This window comes from Bacillus paranthracis, from assembly GCF_001883995.1.
GTDB lineage: Bacteria > Bacillota > Bacilli > Bacillales > Bacillaceae_G > Bacillus_A > Bacillus_A paranthracis.
This window is the reverse complement of sequence record NZ_MACE01000018.1, coordinates 231,366-254,252: the sequence shown is the minus strand read 5'-3', so window position 1 is coordinate 254,252 and position 22,887 is coordinate 231,366. Positions and strand designations below refer to the sequence as shown.

The window sequence follows — 22,887 nt, the reverse complement described above, 5'->3', positions numbered from 1 at the left end:
CAAAAAGTTCATGTTTTCTTCACAAAATGTTCGGGAAATATGATTTAATATATTGGAGTATGGGCGTAGATTAGTAGTAGAATGGGTTAACAATGTTTCTACTGTAATAATATTGCTATATAGAAGCGAAATATTTCAATTTGAAATAGGCGCAAAAAGAAAGACGAAAGTTTTAAGAGGGGGTTAAAGTGATGAACCATGCAACAAGTGAGCTGCATGATGAGTCTGCTGTTACAAGCGTACCGGAAACAACTCGGTTACAAGATTTAAAAGCGCTCGTTAAAATGGGGATTGTAAACTCAAATACACTTACTGTATTTACAGGATTTTGGTTGGCATTACACTTTAATGGATTAAGTGTAATGGACAATCTGGATAAGTTATTCTTTACAATCGTTGGTTCTGGATTAGTTATGGCAGGGGTATGTTGTTTAAACAACTACATTGATCGAGACATCGATCCATTAATGGAAAGAACAAAGACCCGTCCAACGGTTACTGGAAAGTATAAACCAGGATTTGCACTTACATTTGGACTAGTTATATTACTTCTTGGTTTTGTATTTTTATTATTAACAACACCAATGGCAGTCTTAATGGGATTTATTGGTGCTTTCACATATGTTGTTCTATATAGTTTATGGACAAAGAGAAAGTATACACTAAATACTGTTGTAGGTAGTATATCTGGTGCAGTTCCACCTTTAATTGGATGGGCAGCAATCGATCCATCTTTAGGCCATCCAATTGCTTGGATGTTATTTTTAATTATGTTTATTTGGCAAATCCCACATTTCCTTGCATTAGCAATGAAACGTGTTGATGAATATCGAAACGCAGGAATTCCAATGCTTCCTGTAGTTCATGGATTTGAAATTACGAAACGCCAAATTATGATTTGGACAGTATGTTTATTACCACTACCATTTTATATGAGTGGACTAGGGATAACATTTATGGTAATTGCAACACTGCTTAACATCGGATGGATCGTTTTAGGTTTTTATGGCTTCCGTAAGAAAGATGACATCAAATGGTCTGTGCAAATGTTTGTTTATTCCCTAAATTATTTAACAATCTTATTTGTATCAATGATTGTAGTTACATTCTTCTAAGACAACGACATAATTGGATTTCTTTACGTTGAGATTTACTTTACTTAACTATAAAGTACAATCTAATTCACAAGGAAAGTGGGGGTTGTTTGTATGAAGAAACAGTGGCGACTGCTTTCGTTCGTTTCACTGCTGGCTTTACTGTTAGGGGGATGCGGTAAAGCCTTTCAATCTACTTTAATTCCGCAAGGAGAAGTAGCAAAAATGCAATATGATCTGCTCTTACTAGCAAGTGCGATCATGGTAGGAGTAGTACTAGTAGTTACTATTATTTTCTTATATGTAATTGTGCGTTTCCGACAAAAGAAAGGTCAGGAAGATTATATTCCGGAGCAAGTTGAAGGGAATCACAAACTAGAAATTATATGGACAGTTATTCCGATTATTCTTTTGCTAATCTTAGCTGTTCCGACGGTTACATATACATTCAAACTTGCTGATGTAAGTGCGATGGAGAAAAAGAATATTGATAAAGATACTATCGTTGTTGATGTAACAGCGAATCTTTATTGGTGGGAATTTTCTTATAAATCAGAAAAGATAGTAACTTCTCAAGATTTAGTCATCCCCACAGGTAAGAAAGTGTATTTGAATTTGAAGGGTGCCGATATTAAACATTCGTTTTGGGTTCCATCTTTAGCTGGGAAAATGGATACAAATACAGATAATGTGAACAAAATGTGGTTAAAGGCAGATAAATCGGGCACTTATAATGGTTTTTGTACAGAATTTTGCGGCCCATCACATTCTTTAATGCAATTCAAAGTGAAAGCTTTAGATGAAAGCGAGTACAAAAAGTGGCTTGCTGATATGAAGAAAATTGATGGGAAGAAAGAAGTAGCTTCAACAAAGGCGCAAGAAGGCCAAGAAATATTTAATAAAAGCTGTATTGGTTGTCACGCAGTTGGATCTAATGATAGTAGACCACCTTCCGCTCGTATCGCACCAAACTTAGCAAACTTTGCGGATCGCGATACAGTTGCCGGCATTGCTGAAAACAATGAAGAAAACTTAAAAAAATGGCTGAAAGATCCTGAAAATATGAAACCAGGAAATAAAATGACTGGTAAATATGGCAACTTAACAGACGATCAAATTGATGCATTAAATGCATACTTACAAACGTTAAAAGTTGAAAAGTAAAGAGGGATTATTCGCGAAGGGGAGGTTGAAAACGTGAGTTCTGTAGCAAAAAAACAGGGGATGGGTGCTGTCATATGGGATTATTTAACGACAGTAGACCATAAAAAGATTGCCATTCTCTATTTAATTGCAGGTGGATTGTTTTTTATAATAGGCGGAATAGAAGCTCTATTTATTCGCCTTCAATTAGCGATTCCTAACAACGCTTTTCTTGTTGGGGATGCTTATAATCAAGTATTAACTATGCACGGTACAACAATGATTTTCCTCGCAGCTATGCCACTCGTGTTTGCATTTATGAACGCCGCTGTACCACTTCAAATTGGTGCACGTGATGTAGCGTTCCCGTTTTTGAATTCACTCGGATTTTGGTTATTTTTCTTTGGTGGAGTATTTTTAAATTTAAGTTGGTTTTTAGGTGGAGCGCCTGATGCAGGATGGACATCTTATGCATCTTTAGCTTTAGCCTCTAAAGGCCATGGTGTTGATTTTTATGTGCTTGGCTTGCAAATCTCCGGTATAGGTACATTAATTGGAGGTATTAATTTCCTTGTAACCATTATTAATATGCGTGCGCCAGGGATGACGTATATGCGTATGCCGATGTTTACGTGGACGACATTTGTAACATCTTCATTAATATTATTTGCTTTTCCGCCGTTAACTGTAGGATTAGGACTTTTAATGTTAGACCGCTTATTTGGAACAAGTTTCTTTAATCCAGCACTGGGCGGGAATACAATTATATGGGAGCACTTATTCTGGATTTTCGGTCATCCAGAAGTATACATTCTTATACTCCCAGCTTTCGGAATATTCTCAGAAATCTTCGCGACGTTTTCGAAAAAACGATTATTTGGTTATTCGTCGATGGTGTTTGCGACAGTATTAATTGGATTTTTAGGGTTTATGGTATGGGCGCATCATATGTTTACTGTTGGGCTTGGTCCAGTTGCAAATGCTATTTTCTCAGTTGCAACAATGGCGATTGCCGTTCCGACCGGTATTAAAATATTCAACTGGCTCTTTACAATGTGGGGCGGAAGTATTCGTTTTACGACACCGATGATGTGGGCAGTAGCCTTCATTCCATCATTCGTAATGGGAGGAGTTACAGGTGTTATGCTAGCATCTGCACCAGCTGATTATCAATTTCATGATAACTATTTCGTAGTAGCTCACTTTCATTATGTAATTGTCGGTGGTGTTGTATTTGGTTTACTTGCAGGAGCCCATTATTATTGGCCGCTGATGTTTAATAAAGTATTGAATGAAACGTTAGGAAAGATAACATTTTGGTTATTCTTTATCGGTTTCCATTTAACGTTCTTCATTCAGCATTTCCTTGGCTTAATTGGTATGCCACGTCGTTACTACACATATCTTGAAGGTCAAGGGTTGGAAATGGGCAATATGATTAGTTCTATTGGAGCGGTATTTATGGCTCTTGGAACGATTGTTCTTCTATTCAATGTAATTAAAACAACAGTATCAAAAGAAAAGGCTGGTCGTGATCCGTGGGATGGACGTACATTAGAATGGACAATGCCAGCACCTACACCAGAATATAACTTTAAACAATTACCATTTGTTCGCGGGTTAGATCCGTTTTGGATTGAAAAACGTGAAGGGAATAAAGAGATGACAGCGGCGGAACCAGTGGGTGATATTCATATGCCAAATCCATCATTTTCACCATTTATCATTTCTTTAGGATTGTTTATAGCGGCATTCGGTGCAATGTATATGCAGGGTGGAAAAGATAAGTTTTGGTTATTAGTAGCAATTATCGGTTTAATTATTACGTTTGGTACAATGTTCCTACGTTCAGTAATTGATGATCATGGATATCATATTCATAAAGAAGATTTAGAAGATAAGGGGGGCAAGGCGTAATGCATGTAGATGAAAAATTAACGAATGAAACATTTCCAGCAGAGCCTGAAAAAGCAACCCTTGAGGGGAAAAATAAGTTTGTCGGTTTTTGGTTATTTCTTGGAGGCGAAACAGTATTGTTCGCTTCCTTATTTGGCACATATTTAGCATTAAAGAATTCTACAAATGGCGGACCAACATCTCAAGAGATGTTCCAAATGCCACTCGTTTTCATTATGACGATGCTTTTATTAACGAGTAGCTTAACGAGCGTATATGCGATGTATCATATGAAAAACTTTAATTTTAAGAAAATGCAACTTTGGCTACTAGTAACAGTGCTGCTAGGTTTAGGGTTTTTAGGATTTGAGATATATGAGTTTTATCATTATACGCATGAATTTAAGCATACTATGAGAAGTAGCGCATTTGGTTCCGCGTTTTATGCTCTTGTTGGTACACATGGACTCCACGTATTGTTTGGATTGTGTTGGATTTTAACATTAATCTTTAGGAATGCGAAGAGAGGTCTAAATTTATACAATGCACCGAAGTTTTATGTTGCATCGATTTATTGGCACTTTATTGACGTAGTTTGGGTGTTTATTTTCACTGTAGTATATTTAATGGGAATGGTGGGATAAACAATGGCGATAAAGCAAACGAATAATCCTAAAGTTGATCTTGTTTATCGGAAAAGAAAAAGTGCGGAGGAAATGAAGCATCAAGTTATTACATTTGCATTAATGATTTTTTTAACATTAGTTGCATTTGCAGCGGTAGCATATCCGAAAACTTTTAGTCCGACTTTTTCAGTACCATTTATTTTACTATTAGCGGTGGTACAAGTAATTTTTCAATTGTATTATTTTATGCATATGAGTCATAAAGGACATGAAGCGGCAAGTTTCTTTCTTTATTCTGGTCTGTTGATCGGATTAATTACAATTTTAGCTTTTATGACAATTGTGTGGATTTGAAAAGTGAAGAATAAGGGAGCTTGTGTTGACACAGCTCCCTCTTCATATTATGTGAACGGATAACCTTAAGAAGGTAGGTGTGAAAATGAGTAACTTGTGGATATTTGGTTTTCAAGCGCTATGGAGTCCAATCTTTTTATTATTTATGCTTTCGATCCTCATTGGATATTTTTTAATTATTGGGCCGTATAGAATGCGATTTGAACATGCGACAAAGGTAAGTAAGAAGCAAGTTTTTTATTTTACGACTGGAATTGTTCTTTTGTATTTTGTAAAGGGAGGGCCTATTGATTTAATTGGTCATATTATATTTAGTGCACATATGTTTGAAATGGCAGTTATGTATATTGCCGTTCCGCCTTTGTTGTTGCTTGGTATACCAGTTTGGTTATATCGTTATATTACTTCTTTTAAGTTCGTTCAAATTATATTAAAGATATTTGCTAAGCCACTTATTGCATTGTTTGTATTTAATGGCCTGTTTTCTTTTTATCATTTACCAGTTGTTTTTGATGCAGTAAAACAAAGTCAAATTGCTCATCCTATCTGTCTCGCTATATTGTTCTTTACGGCAATCATGATGTGGTGGCCGATGCTAAATCCATTACCAGAATATCAAACGTTAAGTGATATAAAGAAACTTGGTTATATGTTTGCTAACGGTATATTATTAACGCCAGCTTGTGCGTTAATTATTTTTGCAACGGCGCCGTTGTTTGCAACGTATACGGATCCGGTTGCTTGGATGAAGGCGATGGAACTATGTGTACCGGCGGGAACTTTATCTGATTTAAATATAACTGGACCAGAATTTTTACACTGGATGCCGATCGTACAAGACCAACAAACAGGCGGCATCATTATGAAAATTGTCCAGGAAATAGTGTACGGTACAATTATTGGTTATGTGTTCTTTCGATGGGCGCGTCGAGAGCGTGAAAAGGATAAAGAGCAGTTACAACAATTGCCGCCGTATTTACAAACGAAGTAAAAAAGTGTATGGGTTTCCATACACTTTTTTAGTTTTACTAAACTTTAATAGATTGAATTTTCTAATTATTTATGTTAAGTTAGTGTAGGCATGTACTAAAAGTGGATATAAGATTTACTACTAGCTTTAATGCATAATAATTCCATGTGTAGTACAAGTTTTTTAGAGAGTTACAAATTTATATTGTTATCTTTAATAAAACAAGGACTATTTTAAGGGGGAATTTAAATGGGTAGTAGTGGAAGTATGGTAAAGCCAATTAGTGGTTTTTTAGCAGCATTAATACAATATCCAGTACCGGTAGTAGAGTCACGTGCAGACATTGATAAACAAATTAAACAGATCATAAAAACAATTCATTCAACTAAAGCAGGGTATCCTGGATTGGAATTGATAGTATTTCCAGAATATAGTACGCAAGGGCTTAATACAAAAAAATGGACTACAGAAGAGTTTTTATGTACGGTCCCTGGGCCAGAAACAGACTTGTTTGCTGAGGCATGTAAAGAGTCTGAAGTATATGGTGTTTTTTCTATAATGGAAAGAAATCCTGATGGTGGAGAACCGTATAATACAGCAATAATTATTGATCCACAAGGTGAAATGATTTTGAAGTATCGTAAGCTGAATCCTTGGGTGCCAGTTGAACCTTGGAAGGCTGGAGATTTAGGTTTACCTGTTTGTGATGGGCCAGGAGGAAGTAAATTAGCTGTTTGTATTTGTCATGATGGTATGTTTCCTGAAGTAGCTCGTGAAGCAGCTTATAAAGGTGCAAATGTCTTGATTCGTATTTCTGGATATAGCACACAAGTTAGTGAACAATGGATGTTAACTAATCGTTCGAATGCATGGCAAAATTTAATGTATACATTGTCGGTGAACTTAGCCGGTTATGATGGTGTATTTTATTATTTTGGTGAAGGACAAGTATGTAATTTTGATGGGACTACTTTAGTGCAGGGACACCGAAATCCTTGGGAGATTGTTACTGCTGAAGTATATCCAGAGCTAGCAGATCAAGCTAGATTAGGATGGGGTCTCGAAAATAATATATATAATCTAGGTTCAAGGGGATATGTAGCGACTCCTGGTGGGGTGAAAGAAAACCCATATACGTTTGTAAAAGATTTAGCTGAAGGTAAATATAAGGTTCCTTGGGAAGATGAGATTAAAGTAAAGGATGGAACTATTTATGGATATCCAGTCAAAAAGACGATTCATTCTTAAGTAAGATAAATAGAACAAGCGCATCATATTGATGCGCTTGTTCTATTTACTCAATGATTTGGAATTCTTTTAACTCTTTTTCGATATTTTGTAGGAGTTGTTCGCTTTTTTGAATTACATTCGTTGGGAAAGTTTCACCATCACCATATTCAACGCCGTGAGGATAATAATGTTTACCTAATAAGGGAGAGAGTAGCTTTATTTCAGCATGTCTGCTGCCAATGTCACCTTCAACAGCTAAACCTTGTACACGTAAATAATAAACATCGTTTAATATTTCGAATTTATAATCGTATGTAACTCGTTCATAATCCCACTGTCCAGCAAGTACAAAATGGTTCTTTTCCATAATCTCTGTTAATAGTGTTAAATCAACGACTGCCCCATTAAATTTCGTATTTGTAAATTGCATAAAATACCTCCTTTTTTAATGTTACACCATTATTTTTATAATAGTATGAATAATAAGAAAGCGCAATTCATATTGAGAGAAAAGGGATAATCCAGACTTTTTTTGCGAAAATATGATATAGTGAAAAGAGTACGGTACACACAAAAAAAGGAAAGAAAAGGATTTGTGTATATCTCAATTTTATGTTTTTTGCAGGAGGTATATCGATTGAAGAAATTATTGCGTATCGTAATGATTACAATTTTAATTTTAGCTGTTGATTTATACGGGAAATTACTCGTTTCACAATATATATTAACCCCATCTCAATCAAAGCAAGAAAATAAAATTGTGAAAAAGAAAAAACAAGTAAATGAAGACTCTTCTGATACGGTTTTAAATATGATTGGTGGGGACTCTGAAAATTTATTAGCAAAATGGGGCGAACCTTCTCGAATAGAACCATCTGCTTACGGATATGAATGGTGGGTATACAATCAAGATTTAGCTCAGTATGTTCAATTTGGGGTTGCTGAACGTAAAATTGTAACGGCGTATGTCGCTGGTGAGCAAGTTAAGGTGCCACCTTATTATATAAATGAAAAGTATGAAGATGTGTATAAAAAGAATCCACTTTCTCATGAGATTTCGTTAAAAAGAGGAAAGAATAGTTATCAATTTGAGTTATCTGATACCGAAGTGATGGAACAACCATTAGTACCAGTAGAAGATGGTTGGGCACAATTATATTTTGATCATTTTACGCATGAGCTTGTCGGTGTTCGTTATATGGATGACGAAACGTTATTGCGTCAAAGACCGTATCAGCTCGTTTATTCGGGTGAATTATTAGCAGAACAACCATTAACTCCAGATAAAATGAAACAAATAGAGAATGGGAATATGCAACAAATTTTTGATTTAACAAATATTATTCGAAGTCGTCATAATTTACCGTTATTAGCGTGGGACCAACAAACGGCAGAGGTGGCAATCGGTCATAGTAAAGATATGAAGGATAATAATTACTTTTCACACGATTCACCTACATTAGGTACGTTAGGAGATCGTTTACAGCGCGGGAAAGTAGGATTTCAACTTGCCGGTGAGAACATAGCGGCGCAACATAGTGATGGGGTTGCGGCATTGCAAGGTTGGTTAAATAGTGAGGGACATCGAAAAAATTTATTGAATGAACAATTTACAGGATTAGGTGTTGGCGTATACGATAAGTTTTATACACAAAACTTTATTCGGAAATAAAATGAAACTGTAAATTGTGGATGGGAATCTTCCCCTATGCAAATAGTAGGATAAAAAGGTGCATGAATCGTCTAAAAATAGGCGAACCATGCGCCTTTTTTTTCTTATTATATAGTAGATATACATGAAGAGGTGAGGATTATGCCGACAACAAAAGGACCGTTACATCCATCGGTTCAACAGTTTAAAGAGTTTGTAAACCATCACCCTAAAATGCTTCATGAAGTTCGAAGTGGTCATAAAACTTGGCAACAGTTTTATGAGGAATGGTACTTACTTGGTGAAGAAGATCCAATATGGGCAACTTTTAGACCGGATGGAGCGCCTGCTTTTTCTTCGGTAAAAGAAAAGAAAAAAGAAAATGGAAAAGAAAAGGATACTCGAACTGAAGAGGAAAAAACTGCTGATGTGATGGGACAAATGCTTTCTTTCTTTAAAAAGTTAGACGTGGAACAAATGCAACATCATTTAGCCAATGTGACGAGTGCTATTGGGAGTGTGCAACAAGTTTTTCAACAATTTCAAGGAAAACGCACGCAGCAAGAAGAGAGTACTTCCGAAAATAATCCATTTTTCTTTCAGAAGGATTAGGAGGAAAGCGGATGAGAGCAGAAATTATGGAGTTTATAAAGGCTGATGAGGATTTATCTCGCTATATTAGGGAGCAACCTTACTGGTATAGAAAACTAACGCGAAACCCTGAAGAAAAAGAGGCATTTGAGTTAGCAGCTATGCAACATTTCAAAAAAACGATACCAGATAAAGTTGAGAAATTTCAAAATCAATTGGCAGTTGCTTCCATTATGATTGATATGTTTCAGTATATGAAGCAGCAAAATGCAACATAATTGGAAGGGAAAACTATGTCCGTCATGCAGAACTTTTGATACAATAGAAGCGGATTATTTAAAAAGGAGTTGCAGCATGAGCATGACCGAAATTTGTTTAGTACGACATGGACAAACTGATTGGAATTTTCAAGAGATTATTCAGGGACGTGAAGATATTCCGCTTAATGAAGTGGGGAAGAAGCAAGCGAGTCAAAGTGCAGCTGCTTTGCAAGCGGAGGCATGGGATATAATTATAAGTAGCCCATTAATTAGAGCGCAAGAAACAGCTAAGGAAATTGCAGAGGCAACTGGATTACAATCAATTTTATTAGATGAGCGATTTGTTGAACGTAATTTTGGTGAAGCTTCTGGGAAGCCAGTTGCGACTGTTAGGGAATTAATTGCAGAAGGTAAAGTAGAAGGTATGGAGCAAGATGAAGAAATTGTAGCTCGTTGTTTTGCTGCGGTAAAAGATGTTGCAGAAACTCATTCTGGCAAACGTATTATTATTGTAGCCCATTCTCATGCGATAAAAGCAATTTTACATGCAATTGCTCCGGAAGATATTTCGTTTAAAACACCGTTAAAAAACGCATGTATTAGTTATGTGAATGAAAATAGTGGGAAGTGGGATGTTGTTAAATACAACATCGCGGAACATATTAATGTATAAATGTGTACTGAAATTATTAAAAAATAGTTAGAATGATATCTTTCTGTTTAGTGAGACACTTCAATTAGTAGTTCTATTCTAAATGTGGTATGATAAATACTCGGAGGTGTCTCTCATGATTGTAGCGACGCTAGAAAGCGTATTAATATTAGATAAGGCAGAGCAGCTTGCAAAAGCGATCATCTGTTCAGATATAGCAGAAGATTACCGTAAATGTTATAAAGACTTGCATGAAGATATGGAAGTTCAGACGTTAATTCAGCAATTTACAGCGATGAAAGAACGATATGAGGAAGTGCAACGTTTCGGTAAATATCATCCTGACTATACTTTCGTTTCGACGAAAATGAGGGAATTGAAGCGTTCTGTAGATTTACATGATAAGATTGCAGCTTTTAAACGAGTAGAAACGGCTTTACAAAAGTTGTTAGATGAAGTTAGTGTAGCAATCGGTTCTGAGGTGTCCTCTTCCATCAAAGTTCCAACAGGAAATCCATTTTTTGATGCTGGTGGCTGTGGTGGCGGTTGTGGTACCGGCGGAGGTTGCGGTTGTAAAAAAACGGGGTAAATCACCCCGTTTTTTAGAAGGTAGAAGAAAACGTATACAGAGTTTGTCCTGTAATGTCATAAATTTCTGATTGGTTTTCATAAAATATAAAATATATGTTTTTAAAAGGAGAAGATGGAGAAGATTATGTTCGGGCAACGACAAAGTATGATTGTTTATTTACATTCATTGAAACATGCCAAGATTTTAAGAAAATATGGTAACATACATTACATATCAAAACGTTTAAAATATGCAGTAGTATATTGTGATATGGAACAAATTGAGCATATGATGCAAAAGTTGAACAAACTTCCTTTTGTGAAAAAGATAGAACAGTCGTACCGCCCGTATTTAAAAACGGAATTTGAAAATTCACGTCCTGATCGGGCAAAAGAATACGATTATAGCTAATAGAAAAAATCCCCTGCTAATTTTAACAGGGGATTTTTTATTTGAAATAACACATTATTTCATTGGAGGAATAAAATTATTCATTCGTAAAATACCAATTAAATGATTGAAAAACAGTTCTTTTTCTGGGAAAGTTGTGGATGGTTTTACCGTAAAGGTAGTCACTTTTTTTCCAAGTTGTTCTGCCGTTTCTTCAAATAAAATGACGCGTTTACTTTTTTTATTTTCAAGTACAGGAATGCCTTCACGACATATGTATAATGGTTGGAAATCACCAGTAGTAGTTGGTTTTAATATTACAACAAGTGAGCACACTTTTTTTTCGTTTTTAATTGTTTCAAATTGTAACATATGTGTTATACGTTCTTGATTTGCTTTGGCAATTTCAAGTAATTCATATAAATCAGAGTAGCCCTCTCCGAGTTCTATAAAGCGTTGAATCATATCTTTTCCTCCTCTTTCTTTTACTGTACCATCTCACTTTTTAAATGAAAAGTAGACAAAGAAAAAAAACCCTGCAAAGCAGGGCCCTTCTTATACTAGCATGTACTAGTAAGAAGGCAAAGGGAGAGGAGAAACCGGAGGAAGAACTTATGGGGAAACGTAAGTCTTCTCCGCGGTTGGCAACAACATCGAAGGTGATGTTGTTATAGTTATTTATGTCCAATCTAAATGAAGATATACATGATGAAATTAAATTTTATGTTGGGCTTTTTATTTTTCTTTTTTTTATTTTATGATAGGATAAAAAAGATAAAGTGAAACGAATAGTTCGTGTTAGCGAATGGTGAGATGAATACATAAAAATGCAGAGCGGTTATTTTAAGCTAAGTTCTTCTAGTCTTCGTTGGAAGATGAATGGAATCGTAAAGTTTGGTAGCGGTTACCGAATGGAGAAGGGCTTTCTATAATTGCTCTATAGATTGAAATAAAGGTAGTGACAACAGATGAGAGTAGTTTCAGGAAAATGTAAAGGACACCCACTTAAAGCGGTGCCAGGTAATACAACACGTCCAACGACTGATAAAGTAAAAGAATCCATTTTTAATATGATAGGCCCTTATTTTGATGGGGGTGTCGCTCTTGATTTATTTGGTGGTAGCGGTGGTCTTGGAATCGAAGCTATAAGTAGAGGGATTGATAAAGCGATTTTTGTTGATCGAGACAATAAAGCGATAAAGGTAATCCATCAAAATTTAGAAAGTTGTAGAATACAGGAACAAGCTGAAGTATATCGGAATGATGCAGAACGTGCGATAAAAGCACTTATAAAACGTGAAATATCATTTGATCTTATATTAATTGATCCTCCATATAAAGATCAAAAAATTGTATCTTTAATTAGTGTAATGGATCAACATGGATTGCTACATAACGATGGTTTAATTATGGCGGAGCATGGTAATGATGTAGTTTTACCTGAGGCTATAGGAAGACTTGTAAAAGTGCGAGCTGAAAATTATGGCATTACAGCGATATCGATTTATAAGTATGAAGGTGAGGGGACGGAATGACAAGTATAGCTATTTCTTCGGGAAGTTTTGATCCAATTACCCTTGGGCATCTGGATATTATTAAAAGGGGAGCAAAAGTATTTGACGAGGTATACGTAGTAGTTTTAAACAACTCGTCAAAAAAACCGTTCTTTTCAGTGGAAGAGCGTTTAGATTTAATTCGAGAAGCAACAAAGGATATTCCTAATGTCAAAGTAGATTCACATAGTGGACTATTAGTTGAGTATGCAAAAATGCGTAATGCGAACGCGATTTTACGTGGATTACGCGCAGTTTCTGATTTTGAATATGAGATGCAAATTACTTCTATGAATCGAAAGTTAGATGAAAACATTGAAACCTTTTTTATTATGACAAACAATCAATACTCATTTTTAAGCTCGAGCATTGTGAAAGAAGTTGCGAGATATGGAGGAAGTGTAGTAGATCTTGTACCTCCTGTTGTAGAACGTGCTTTAAAAGAAAAGTTTCAAACCCCGTTAAAGTGAACGGGGTTTTTCTTTGTTGCTCCGAAAAAATAATAAGATGACATATACATATAAGCAAAATAATGTAAATATCGGTCCGTAGTGTATAAAAGATGTCCAAAATTCATGCAGAATAGAAGAATGATTCGATAAAAAGACAGGGATATCTTTTTGCATAGGTGAGAAAGAGCTTACTTTTTCATAAAATGGTTTCCAAAATATAAAAGTAAAAATAGGGGCAAGAATACTTTGGATAATTCGTGCGAAAAAATAGGGCTTAAATCTAATGTCTGTTTCAGCTAATATGCTAGCGACTTGTGCCTGAATAGAAAGGCCGCTAAATGCTAAAATAAAGCTTGTTACCATAGCTTGCTGCAGGAGGGGTGTTTCAGTTATTTGACTAATCATTTGGCTTCCAAGTGTCATTTCAAACATGCCAGATAATATTGGGATACTAAATTCAGTAGTTAGTTGGAAGAATGATAAAATATGTTGCATAATAAAAGAAAGGGCTGCTGTAATATGAAATACAGTAATCATTTTATTTAAAACAGAGAATAAAATAATAAATCCACCAATCATAAGTAGCGTTTGAATAGAAGAAACGATAGCGTCCCCAAGTAATTTTCCTATTGGTCTTTTTTCTTGCATACGTGTCTCGTGTAGAATTGAAAAAGGGTTTTGAAAAGGGTGTTTTTTAGTAACATGTTTATCATGCGTGGAACTGTTGTTATTGCCATAAAAACGCATCAGTAACCCGACAGCAAAATTACTTACATAATGTGCAGCAGCTAATACGATTCCTAATTTCGGATTATTGAAAAAACCGATAGAAACAGCGCCAAAAATAAAAAGTGGATTGGATGAGTTTGTAAAAGATACGAGGCGCTCTGCTTCAATTTGTGTTAGCTGATTGCTTTTGCGCAGTCTAGCGCTTAATTTGGCGCCAGCGGGAAAGCCTGAAGCCATTCCCATTGCCCAAACAAATCCGCCTATTCCTGGAACGCGGAAAAGTGGTCGCATAAGTGGTTCTAATATAACGCCTATAAATTTTACAACACCAATACTAATGAGAAGTTCGGCAATGATGAAAAACGGTAAAAGTGAAGGGAATACAACTTCCCACCATATATTTAACCCTCGAATGGAAGCTTGTAAAGCAGCTTGGGGGTGGAGTACAAGAGAAAAGGTTAAAAAAAGTGTTGATATGGTAAGGAAAGCCGTTTTCCATTTTTCATACATGTAAGTAAATCCCCCTTTGTCCCAAAAAACGTTCATTTCAGTATACGTGGATACGTAGTGAATTTAGACCATAAGTATGAAAAAGGAACGAAAAAAATTAAAGGGTGAGAAAAGTGAAAGAACCGAAAATTGGCTTAGCTCTTGGATCTGGGGGCGCAAAAGGTTTTGCTCATATTGGTGTTATAAAGGTTTTAAGGGAAAATGATATACCGATTCATATGATTGCAGGAAGTAGTATGGGGGCTTTAGTAGGTACATTTTATGCGGCTAGTTCAAACGTTGAAAGACTGTATAAACTGGCAAATGTTTTTAAGAGGAAATATTATTTAGATTTTACGGTTCCGAAAATGGGATTTATTTCTGGAAAACGTGTCAAAGATATGATTAAAATGTTTACATATAATAAAAATTTAGAAGAATTAGATATCCCGACGGCTGTTGTGGCTACTGATATCTTAAAGGGGGAAAAAGTAGTTTTTACAAGTGGTCCAGTTGCAGAGGCGGTGAGAGCAAGTATTTCTGTACCTGGAGTGTTTGTGCCAGAGAAAATAGATGGACGATTATTGGTAGATGGCGGAGTAATTGATCGCATCCCAGTATCGGTTGTGAAAGAGTTAGGTGCCGATATTGTCATTGCTGTTGATGTATCCCCGATTAAAGTAAATGGAGAGGTTACGTCTATTTATGATGTAATTATGCAGAGTATTGAAATTATGCAACATGAGCTTGTGATAAATCGGCAAATTGCATCTGATTTAATGATGCGACCAGCTGTAGAACAATTTAGTTCCCGGGCTTTTACAAACATTGAAGACATTATTCGAGTTGGAGAGGTAGAAGCGGAAAAGCATGTTGCAAATATTCATTTATTAATTGAGCAGTGGAAGGAGAAACATAATGTTTAAGCGTTTTCGGTTTATATATGCAATTTTAATAGGGGTTATATTGGCAATGTTACTTGTTTATGTACGCCTGCCGTATTATGTAACGAAACCAGGAATGGCTGCCAAATTAGAGCCTTACGTTCAAGTTGAAGGGGGAACAAAAGAATCAGGTGATTTTATGCTTGTTACGGTTTCAATGGGACCGGCAAATGTAGTGAATTTAATAGCGGCACAGTTTAATAAATATACACATATTTCAAAAGCGGAAGAAATATTGCAAAAAGGTGAAAGTGATGAAGAATATCAATTTCGCCAAAATTATGCGATGAAAGATTCGCAAAATGCAGCGATTTATAATGCTTATAAACGTGCAAATCGTACTGTTTCTTTTGAAAATAAAGGTGTGTTGGTTGCTGGTGTAGCGAAAGGGATGCCTTCAGAAGGAAAGCTTAAACTTGGAGATGTTATCATTGCCGTCGACGGAAAAACATTTGAAAAGACAGAACAATTTATTGAATATATGACAGGGAAAAAAGAAGGAGATACAGTAAATATTGAGTACAAGAGGGATGGGAAACAGTTAAAAGAAAATTTAAATGTAAAGACTATTCCGAATGGAAATGGACGTGTTGGTATAGGTGTTTCTATCGTTACGGAAAGAGAATTAGTGGTAGATCCGAAAGTGAAAATTGACTCTCATGAAATAGGCGGACCATCGGCAGGCCTAATGTTTACATTAGAAATATATAATCAACTGGTGGAAGATGATTTAACAAGAGGGCATGAAATAGCTGGAACAGGGACGATCAATGAAAAGGGAGAAGTTGGCCCGATTGGCGGTATTCAGCAAAAAGTGGTTGCTGCAAGTGATGCTGGTGCTGAAGTGTTCTTTGCACCAAATGAAAAAGGTGCAGAGAAATCGAATTATAAAGATGCACTTGAGGCTGCGAAAGATATTAAAACGAAAATGAAAGTTGTGCCAGTTGATACGTTGGATGATGCATTAATGTATTTGGAAAAAATGGGCAATAAATAAAAAAATCTCTCTTTTTCAGAGAGATTTTTTTATAGGAATTTTGCAGTTGTTTCATCGTAACGAATTGGGTGATGTGTTGCATCTTGTTTTAGTAGTTGTGTTCGTAATGGTTCTTGTATGATGGAGAAATATACAGAATTGGCTTTTCGATCTATGTGTAAAGTAGGATGGTCAAATGTTTTTGTATGGGTAAGGATTGGAAGCTCTATTTTTTTCTTGTTTTTTGAAAGGTACGTTTGTCCTTTTTGTGACATGCCTAATAGACGAATGTATGGTGCATGTTGCTCTATATTTGCGCAATGTATTTCTTCTTTTGTTGTATTTGTTAAAATATGTGTACAAGCTCTTTGTAATCTAGTCCACGTATAACGTTTCGTTTTTAACGCTTCCATGAATGAATGGAAGGAGGAACTGGTTTGTATTTTTGATAAAATACGATGCTCTAAACCTTCCTCAATTTCATATATATGTCGTAAGTCTTCTGGAGACATTGTCATAAGTTTGTATTTAAAAAATGAAAAGTATTGTTCCCAATTATGTAATGTCCCGTAGTTTTGTTTATAACTCGCTAAAAGAGAAGCAGTCGCTTTTGGGATGAAAGGCTCAATTTCTGTAAAGGAACTATTTTCACTAAAAAGTTGTTTGCGAATACTTGTTGCGCTTGCAATATGTTGGTCGTTAAATGTTTCATCATGATAATGAGATGCGAATCTTTTTATCGTTTGTGCTTGCATAGAACTATTTTGCATTAGAATTGCTTTTATGTATTGGAAGCCTAAAATGTTATTTGGTTGTGACATGTCTATATTTTTTTCAGAAGATAAAATGTGTAGGAAAGCTTCAGATGTAGCTTTTGCGTAACTATTACCTGCGTTCATAAATTGCTTTACAAGACGATTAAAAGTCTCTTCTTCATTTTTCTGCACAGAGATGGTGTTATAAAAATTTTCGATTTGTCCATCTTCACTGCCGAAACAAATTTCAGAAACGTGTAGGGCGTTTAATATAGAAATAGCGCCATTTGCAAAGGTTTCGGCCTTTTGCGTTGAAAAGGCATAAGGAAGATCTACAACAAGGTCTACACCGCATGCTAAGGCCATTTTGGTACGATACCATTTGGATACGAGTGCTGGCTCACCACGTTGTAAAAAAGGGCCACTCATAACAGCGATTGTAATATCAGAGTGTGTTAACTTTTTTGTTTGTTGCACATGATAAGCATGACCGTTATGAAAAGGGTTATATTCAACAACAATACCACTGGCTTTTATGGTAATCTCTCCTTTCGATGTAGCATCTTTTTGAAAAACGTGATACTCTATATATTATTTACTATGATGACTTCATTATAGTGTAAAGAAAAAACATTGACAAATATAAAATGGCTAGCTATAATTTTGTTTGTTGCCTTGAGGTGATATGATATGAAATGGTCCATCCATCAATTGAATAAATTGAGAAATAAAGGATTGACATTGGATGAGATGGTAGATGTAAGTGAGCTAAAAGAGGTCGAGAAAGATATTCGTGAAATTAATCCTGTTCACGTAACAGGAAGAGTTGATTTTGGCTCCGGTAAGTTTACGTTCCATCTACATATAACTGGAAGCATGGTTTTACCATGTTCTCGCTCTTTAGTAGATGTGACATTACCATTTGACATTAAAACAACTGAGGTGTTCCAAACTTCACAAGAAGAATTTGAAACTGAAGCTGAAATTCATTGTTTAGAAGGAGAAGTACTTGACTTACTGCCCGTAATCAAGGAAAATATACTTTTGGAGATTCCAATGCAAATTTTCAGTGATGATGTTTCTGGTGGAGCACCGACGCAAGGTCAAGACTGGCAAGTGATTTCGGAAGAAGACAAAGAAAAGCCTGTTGATCCAAGATTGGCAGGACTTGCAAAGTTTTTTGACAAATAATCGGAAGACTGGTTCAGGCCTTCATATGAAAATAACTATTTCTTTTAAGGAGGTGGGAAGAATGGCTGTACCTTTTAGAAGAACTTCTAAAACAGTAAAAAGAAAGCGTCGTACGCATTTCAAATTATCAGTACCTGGTATGGTAGAGTGCCCAAGCTGTGGTGAAGCGAAATTAGCTCACCGTGTATGTAAAGCATGCGGTACTTACAAAGGTAAAGAAGTAATCAGCAAGTAATTGCGGGAAAATAAACGTAGAAGATATCTTCTACGTTTATTTTTTTTTGTCTTATTCTTCATTTGTTGTATTCTATCTTTTCTAGTAACTGCATATGTTTAATAAAAAATGCATAGGGAGGACTAGAGAGATGGCGACAACAAGACAAGATGCTTGGACTGATGATGAAGATTTGCTTCTGGCAGAAGTAGTACTCCGGCATATTCGAGAAGGTGGAACGCAATTATCTGCCTTTAAAGAAGTGGGAAGACATTTATCTCGTACACCAGCAGCATGTGGCTTTAGATGGAATTCTTACGTTAGAAAGCAATACAAAGAACGTATTGAAGAAGCGAAGCAACTGCGTAAAGTGGAAAATTATGAAGTGAAAGAGACGAAGGTATTAGAACCTACGTCAATTACATTGAATGATGTTATTGATTTCTTGCAAAATTATAAAGATGAAAACTCTTTAGTGGTGTTGCAACAGCAAATTGAATCGTTACAAACAGAGAAGGAGAGCCTGTTGGAGCGATTATCAGTATATGAGGAAGAATATAGAACATTGCTTGATTATATCGATCAAAAAAGAAGTGTAATGGTAGCGGAAAGAAATAGCGCTCGTTCGAATGGGAAATTAGAGAAGTTAAAGAAATAAAAAAACAGCTGCTATGTAGCTGTTTTTTTATTTCTTATGCAGACTCTTCATTTGTAACCGCATTCAAATTTGTTTCTGGGTGCCAAACGTAAAAATCACCATCAGGTACTGACACAGGTTGGAAATTTAATTTATCCCAAAAACCAGCTGAATGGATACGTGCGATCGTTTTAATTGGGAACTGCAGTCCCTTCGCATAATTTACAAGCATTTCTCCGAATCCTTGTTTTTGGAAAGTTGGTAATACTTCAAGTTTATAAAGTTCTAGGTAAGTACCTGTAATTTCGAATGGTTCCCCGCCGTTCCTTTTCATGTATAGACTCATACGTGCAATGAGTGATCCACCGTAATAAATACCGTAAAATGGAGATTCACTATTGTTTTCAATAATGTTTGCTTGTAATTCTTCTAACATGGATAGTTCTTGAGCTCCGCAGCCTTTAAATTTTTTAAACTCGTCTAATGTTTTATAATTGATGAGCAAGCGCTCAACTTTTGGGAATCCCATAACATCACATCCTTTTTGTCTCATTGAATGCAGAAAAGTGAAAATATTTATAATAATATTATAACTCATTTTTTTATTTTTATGAAGATGATAGTGTATTTCTTTTATTATTTTTTTGAGGATTTGCTAAACTAAGAGTAGAAGTATAGTAATAAGTAGTATATACATATTGAAAGAAGAGGTGGCATTTGATCATCTTTAGTTAATTATGATTCCGTATGAATCGGGGGTTCGCGGAATAAAAGAGGAGGGGAAAAAGGGACTTATGTATCGTGTTCAAATGAGTTCCTTGTGTGAAAATGAAAATTGGAGTTGTGGGACCAGGAGCTATTGGTCTATTGTATACATTTTATTTACAAAAAAGTAATCAAGATGTTACGTTGTTTACAAGGACAGCTAAGCAGGCTGACGAATTAAATATAACGGGTGTAACTTGTATTAGGGAGGGGAAACGTGAAACGGTATTCCCGCCAGTATTACCAATAGAAAGCATGCTAGACCAGCAGCTAGATTATATATTTATTGCTGTTAAGCAATATCATATAACTGACATACTACCTTTTGTGCGAGGGAAATCCTCAGTAGTCTTTTTGCAAAACGGAATGTCACACCTTCATGCTATGCAGAAAATAGAGAATGAAAATATTGCAGTTGGAATTGTAGAGCATGGTGCGAAAAAAGAAGAAAGACATACCGTTTATCATACAGGGATAGGTGTAACGAAGTTTGGAATCGTGCGCGGTCGGTCTATACATTTTGAAAAAATATTTAATTGCTTTCCTTTTCCGCATTTTCCAATTCGAATAGAAGATAATTGGAAGGATGTTATGCACAAAAAATTAGTAGTGAATGTATGTATCAATCCATTGACGGCATTATTACAGGTCAAGAACGGAGAATTGATCACGAACCCGTTTTTTTATCAGATGATGGAGCAAGTATTCAAGGAAGTCGTTTTTCTCGTTAAAGAAGAAAAAGAAATGGTATGGGAAATGGTACGTCATGTATGTGAAAGAACATCTCATAATACATCATCTATGCTGGCAGATGTAAGGGCGAATAGACAAACAGAGATTGGTGCGATTGTTGGATATGTATTAGAAGAAGCTAAGAAACAGCAACGATCCGTTCCGACACTTCAATTTTTGTTCGATGCAATAAAAGGGTTAGAAGTAAAAGTATAAGTGTAATTCTTTGCTTTTACGTGAAACATTGACTACAATGTGGATTGGTGAGAGAACAGGATACGAAAGGAAGAATTATATGGAGATAAAAGAAATCTCTGTTCCGCAACAAGGTGTTGTAGCGGACTATATGAACGGTAAAAAAGAGATACAGTCGTGTTTTGATTATATGTTAACAGAAGATGCTTTTAAACAGCGTGTACAAGATTTGCGTGAGAGGGAGTTTTTCCGCCAAGATTTAGTAGCGCATTTATTAGAATATAATACAAAATTACAAGCGGGAGAAGCTACAATTCAAAATGTAAAAGCGCTTGAAGATGAAGATACATATGTTGTTATAGCTGGACAACAAGCTGGGTTATTAACTGGGCCACTTTATACGATTCATAAAATTATTTCAGTTTTACAGCTTGCGAAGGAAAAGGAAGAAAGTTTAGGCGTTAAAGTTGTTCCTGTTTTCTGGATTGCTGGTGAAGACCATGATATGGATGAAATTAATCATACTTTTGTAACGAAGAATAAAAAAATAAAAAAGACCATTTTTCATGATCGTAATCCGAAAAAGGCGAGTGCTTCAGAGTCTGAGCTTTCTTTGGAAGACTGTAGAAAGTGGATTGAAGAAATTTTTAAAACATACCCTGAAACGAATTTTACAAAGGATGTACTGCGATTTATTGATGATTCTTTACGGAAATCGAATACGTATGTAGATTTCTTTGGTCACCTTATTATGAAAATGTTCATGAATTCTGGTTTAATTCTTGTCGATTCGCATCATCCTGAATTAAGAAAATTAGAAGTGCCGTTTTTTAAACAAATTGTAAGTAAGTATAAAGAAGTGCAAGAGGGGCTTCATAACCAACAGGAAGTAATTAAAGAATTAGGATATAAGCCAATTATTGAAACAAAGTCTAATGCAGTACATATATTTATGGAAATTGATAATGAGCGAGTGTTGCTTGAAGACAATCAAGGGAAGTTTGTTGGGAAAGATGGGACGTATTCCTTTTCATATGAGGAATTGATTGAAGAGATGGAAAGAAGCCCAGAGCGCTTTAGTAATAATGTTGTAACGCGCCCTCTTATGCAAGAGTATGTATTTCCTACGTTGGCGTTTATTGGAGGTCCAGGGGAATTAGCTTACTGGAGTGAATTACAACAAGTCTTCCATACTATCGGCTTCCGAATGCCTCCTGTCGTTCCTCGTATTACAATTACTTATATTGAGAGGGATATAGCGACAGATTTACACGATTTACAATTGCAAGAGAGTGACCCGTTTTTGAATAACGTAGATAAGTTGCGTGAAAACTGGCTATCTAATCAAATAGAGGAACCGATAGATGAACGATTTGTAGAGGCGAAAAAAGAAATAATTGATATTCATAAGTCATTACAACAGTTTGTGAAGAAAATAGATCCTGGATTAAGTTCGTTTGCAGGGAAAAACGAATTCAAAATTAATGAACAAATTGAACTGTTGGAAAGAATGTTGAAAAGAAATGTTGAGAAAAAACATGAAGTGGAACTAAATAAATTCCGTCGTATACAATTTGCACTACGCCCATTGGGAGCGCCACAAGAGCGTGTGTGGAATGTATGTTACTATTTAAATCAGTTCGGTTTAGATTTCGTTGATCGTGTAATGGAAAAACCGTTCTCTTGGAATGGAAAACATCACGTTATAAAACTATAGAATCTTGCTCTTAGGAGCAGGATTTTATTTTTATTCCGTTGAATTTACTGTGAAGTGAAATTTTTCTGAATTATTAATTTTAAAAGAGCTAATATCGTAATTATGCAGGA

General features: G+C 35.6%; 27 protein-coding genes. 22 read left to right on the top strand and 5 right to left on the bottom strand.

The genetic code is table 11. From position 1 onward, the window contains the following. Positions 1–191: 191 nt before the first annotated feature. The 7 genes from ctaB to BAQ46_RS07305 all read left to right on the top strand — a co-directional run bounded on the left by ctaB (position 192) and on the right by BAQ46_RS07305 (position 7,331). Positions 192–1,115, top strand: a complete 924-nt coding sequence (gene ctaB, locus BAQ46_RS07335; protein ID WP_001015058.1) for a protoheme IX farnesyltransferase — start codon at positions 192–194, stop codon at positions 1,113–1,115. A 93-nt stretch (positions 1,116–1,208) separates the two neighbouring features. Beyond that, positions 1,209–2,258 carry a cytochrome c oxidase subunit II gene (gene coxB / locus BAQ46_RS07330; RefSeq protein WP_000745271.1) on the top strand — a complete coding sequence of 350 codons (1,050 nt, stop codon included), beginning with the start codon at positions 1,209–1,211 and terminating at the stop codon, positions 2,256–2,258. A 60-nt stretch (positions 2,259–2,318) separates the two neighbouring features. After that, positions 2,319–4,154, top strand: coding sequence for a cytochrome c oxidase subunit I (ctaD, locus tag BAQ46_RS07325; protein WP_011040617.1), 1,836 nt, complete (start codon positions 2,319–2,321; stop codon positions 4,152–4,154). Then, positions 4,154–4,777, top strand: a complete 624-nt coding sequence (gene ctaE / locus BAQ46_RS07320; RefSeq protein WP_000557861.1) for a cytochrome c oxidase subunit III — start codon at positions 4,154–4,156, stop codon at positions 4,775–4,777. Before ctaD ends, ctaE begins: the two co-directional genes overlap by 1 nt. A gap of 3 nt (positions 4,778–4,780) precedes the next feature. Next, entirely contained in the window at positions 4,781–5,113 is a 333-nt protein-coding gene (gene ctaF, locus BAQ46_RS07315; protein ID WP_000985699.1) for a cytochrome c oxidase subunit IVB, read from the top strand. Positions 5,114–5,198: 85 nt separating this feature from the next. Then, positions 5,199–6,104, top strand: a complete 906-nt coding sequence (gene ctaG, locus BAQ46_RS07310; protein ID WP_000069013.1) for a cytochrome c oxidase assembly factor CtaG — start codon at positions 5,199–5,201, stop codon at positions 6,102–6,104. Between the two features lie 228 nt (positions 6,105–6,332). Then, entirely contained in the window at positions 6,333–7,331 is a 999-nt protein-coding gene (locus BAQ46_RS07305; RefSeq protein ID WP_000535781.1) for a formamidase, read from the top strand. 46 nt (positions 7,332–7,377) lie between these two features. Here BAQ46_RS07305 and BAQ46_RS07300 read toward each other — a convergent pair whose 3' ends face one another. Next, on the bottom strand, positions 7,378–7,743 hold the full coding sequence (locus tag BAQ46_RS07300; protein WP_001160941.1) for a YugN family protein: 366 nt from the start codon (positions 7,741–7,743) through the stop codon (positions 7,378–7,380). Between the two features lie 207 nt (positions 7,744–7,950). On the opposite strand from BAQ46_RS07300, the gene BAQ46_RS07295 reads away from it, so the two are divergent. The 6 genes from BAQ46_RS07295 to BAQ46_RS07270 all read left to right on the top strand — a co-directional run bounded on the left by BAQ46_RS07295 (position 7,951) and on the right by BAQ46_RS07270 (position 11,449). Then, entirely contained in the window at positions 7,951–8,985 is a 1,035-nt protein-coding gene (locus tag BAQ46_RS07295) for a CAP domain-containing protein (RefSeq protein WP_000735391.1), read from the top strand. Between the two features lie 141 nt (positions 8,986–9,126). After that, on the top strand, positions 9,127–9,576 hold the full coding sequence (gene ylbD / locus BAQ46_RS07290) for a YlbD family protein (RefSeq protein WP_001143326.1): 450 nt from the start codon (positions 9,127–9,129) through the stop codon (positions 9,574–9,576). An 11-nt stretch (positions 9,577–9,587) separates the two neighbouring features. Further along, entirely contained in the window at positions 9,588–9,833 is a 246-nt protein-coding gene (locus tag BAQ46_RS07285; protein WP_001200990.1) for a YlbE-like family protein, read from the top strand. Positions 9,834–9,915: 82 nt separating this feature from the next. Further along, positions 9,916–10,488: a histidine phosphatase family protein gene (locus BAQ46_RS07280; RefSeq protein WP_001998138.1), complete on the top strand. Its 573-nt coding sequence runs from the start codon at positions 9,916–9,918 to the stop codon at positions 10,486–10,488. A gap of 115 nt (positions 10,489–10,603) precedes the next feature. Then, on the top strand, positions 10,604–11,056 hold the full coding sequence (locus BAQ46_RS07275) for a YlbF/YmcA family competence regulator (RefSeq protein WP_000634351.1): 453 nt from the start codon (positions 10,604–10,606) through the stop codon (positions 11,054–11,056). Between the two features lie 126 nt (positions 11,057–11,182). After that, complete coding sequence (locus tag BAQ46_RS07270; protein WP_002080814.1) at positions 11,183–11,449, top strand: YlbG family protein; 267 nt, start codon at positions 11,183–11,185, stop codon at positions 11,447–11,449. Between the two features lie 54 nt (positions 11,450–11,503). Here BAQ46_RS07270 and BAQ46_RS07265 read toward each other — a convergent pair whose 3' ends face one another. Then, positions 11,504–11,893 (bottom strand): DUF7147 family protein, encoded by a 390-nt coding sequence (locus BAQ46_RS07265; RefSeq protein WP_000616011.1) that lies wholly within the window; start codon positions 11,891–11,893, stop codon positions 11,504–11,506. A 503-nt stretch (positions 11,894–12,396) separates the two neighbouring features. Here BAQ46_RS07265 and rsmD point away from each other — a divergent pair. Further along, the gene (gene rsmD, locus BAQ46_RS07260) at positions 12,397–12,963 is read left to right on the top strand and encodes a 16S rRNA (guanine(966)-N(2))-methyltransferase RsmD (protein ID WP_001266987.1); all 567 of its coding nucleotides are present in this window, start codon (positions 12,397–12,399) and stop codon (positions 12,961–12,963) included. Next, entirely contained in the window at positions 12,960–13,451 is a 492-nt protein-coding gene (gene coaD, locus BAQ46_RS07255) for a pantetheine-phosphate adenylyltransferase (RefSeq protein ID WP_000200598.1), read from the top strand. Before rsmD ends, coaD begins: the two co-directional genes overlap by 4 nt. Here coaD and ylbJ read toward each other — a convergent pair. Continuing rightward, complete coding sequence (gene ylbJ / locus BAQ46_RS07250; RefSeq protein ID WP_000273104.1) at positions 13,443–14,672, bottom strand: sporulation integral membrane protein YlbJ; 1,230 nt, start codon at positions 14,670–14,672, stop codon at positions 13,443–13,445. The genes coaD and ylbJ overlap by 9 nt on opposite strands. Positions 14,673–14,785: 113 nt before the next feature. Between ylbJ and BAQ46_RS07245 the strand changes: the two genes are divergently transcribed. Both BAQ46_RS07245 and BAQ46_RS07240 read left to right on the top strand, forming a co-directional pair. Further along, entirely contained in the window at positions 14,786–15,577 is a 792-nt protein-coding gene (locus BAQ46_RS07245) for a patatin-like phospholipase family protein (RefSeq protein ID WP_000662598.1), read from the top strand. Next, positions 15,570–16,592 carry a SepM family pheromone-processing serine protease gene (locus BAQ46_RS07240; protein ID WP_000476307.1) on the top strand — a complete coding sequence of 341 codons (1,023 nt, stop codon included), beginning with the start codon at positions 15,570–15,572 and terminating at the stop codon, positions 16,590–16,592. Before BAQ46_RS07245 ends, BAQ46_RS07240 begins: the two co-directional genes overlap by 8 nt. A gap of 29 nt (positions 16,593–16,621) precedes the next feature. Here the strand turns inward: BAQ46_RS07240 and BAQ46_RS07235 are convergent, their stop codons facing one another. Next, a complete protein-coding gene (locus tag BAQ46_RS07235) occupies positions 16,622–17,863 on the bottom strand; it encodes a nucleotidyltransferase (protein WP_169823862.1) in 1,242 nt (413 codons plus the stop codon). Between the two features lie 153 nt (positions 17,864–18,016). Here BAQ46_RS07235 and BAQ46_RS07230 point away from each other — a divergent pair, with 153 nt between their 5' ends. From BAQ46_RS07230 to BAQ46_RS07220, 3 genes are all read left to right on the top strand, one after another. Continuing rightward, positions 18,017–18,517, top strand: a complete 501-nt coding sequence (locus tag BAQ46_RS07230) for a YceD family protein (RefSeq protein ID WP_000872145.1) — start codon at positions 18,017–18,019, stop codon at positions 18,515–18,517. Between the two features lie 61 nt (positions 18,518–18,578). Further along, positions 18,579–18,752: a 50S ribosomal protein L32 gene (rpmF, locus tag BAQ46_RS07225; RefSeq protein WP_001984764.1), complete on the top strand. Its 174-nt coding sequence runs from the start codon at positions 18,579–18,581 to the stop codon at positions 18,750–18,752. Positions 18,753–18,882: 130 nt separating this feature from the next. After that, positions 18,883–19,389 carry an RsfA family transcriptional regulator gene (locus tag BAQ46_RS07220; protein WP_000246478.1) on the top strand — a complete coding sequence of 169 codons (507 nt, stop codon included), beginning with the start codon at positions 18,883–18,885 and terminating at the stop codon, positions 19,387–19,389. A 34-nt stretch (positions 19,390–19,423) separates the two neighbouring features. Here BAQ46_RS07220 and BAQ46_RS07215 read toward each other — a convergent pair whose 3' ends face one another. After that, complete coding sequence (locus tag BAQ46_RS07215) at positions 19,424–19,897, bottom strand: N-acetyltransferase (protein ID WP_000506707.1); 474 nt, start codon at positions 19,895–19,897, stop codon at positions 19,424–19,426. 293 nt (positions 19,898–20,190) lie between these two features. Here BAQ46_RS07215 and panE point away from each other — a divergent pair, with 293 nt between their 5' ends. Both panE and bshC read left to right on the top strand, forming a co-directional pair. Continuing rightward, the gene (panE, locus tag BAQ46_RS07210; protein WP_000782392.1) at positions 20,191–21,081 is read left to right on the top strand and encodes a 2-dehydropantoate 2-reductase; all 891 of its coding nucleotides are present in this window, start codon (positions 20,191–20,193) and stop codon (positions 21,079–21,081) included. Between the two features lie 79 nt (positions 21,082–21,160). Beyond that, complete coding sequence (gene bshC / locus BAQ46_RS07205; protein WP_000403052.1) at positions 21,161–22,777, top strand: bacillithiol biosynthesis cysteine-adding enzyme BshC; 1,617 nt, start codon at positions 21,161–21,163, stop codon at positions 22,775–22,777. Positions 22,778–22,887 lie beyond the last annotated feature (110 nt).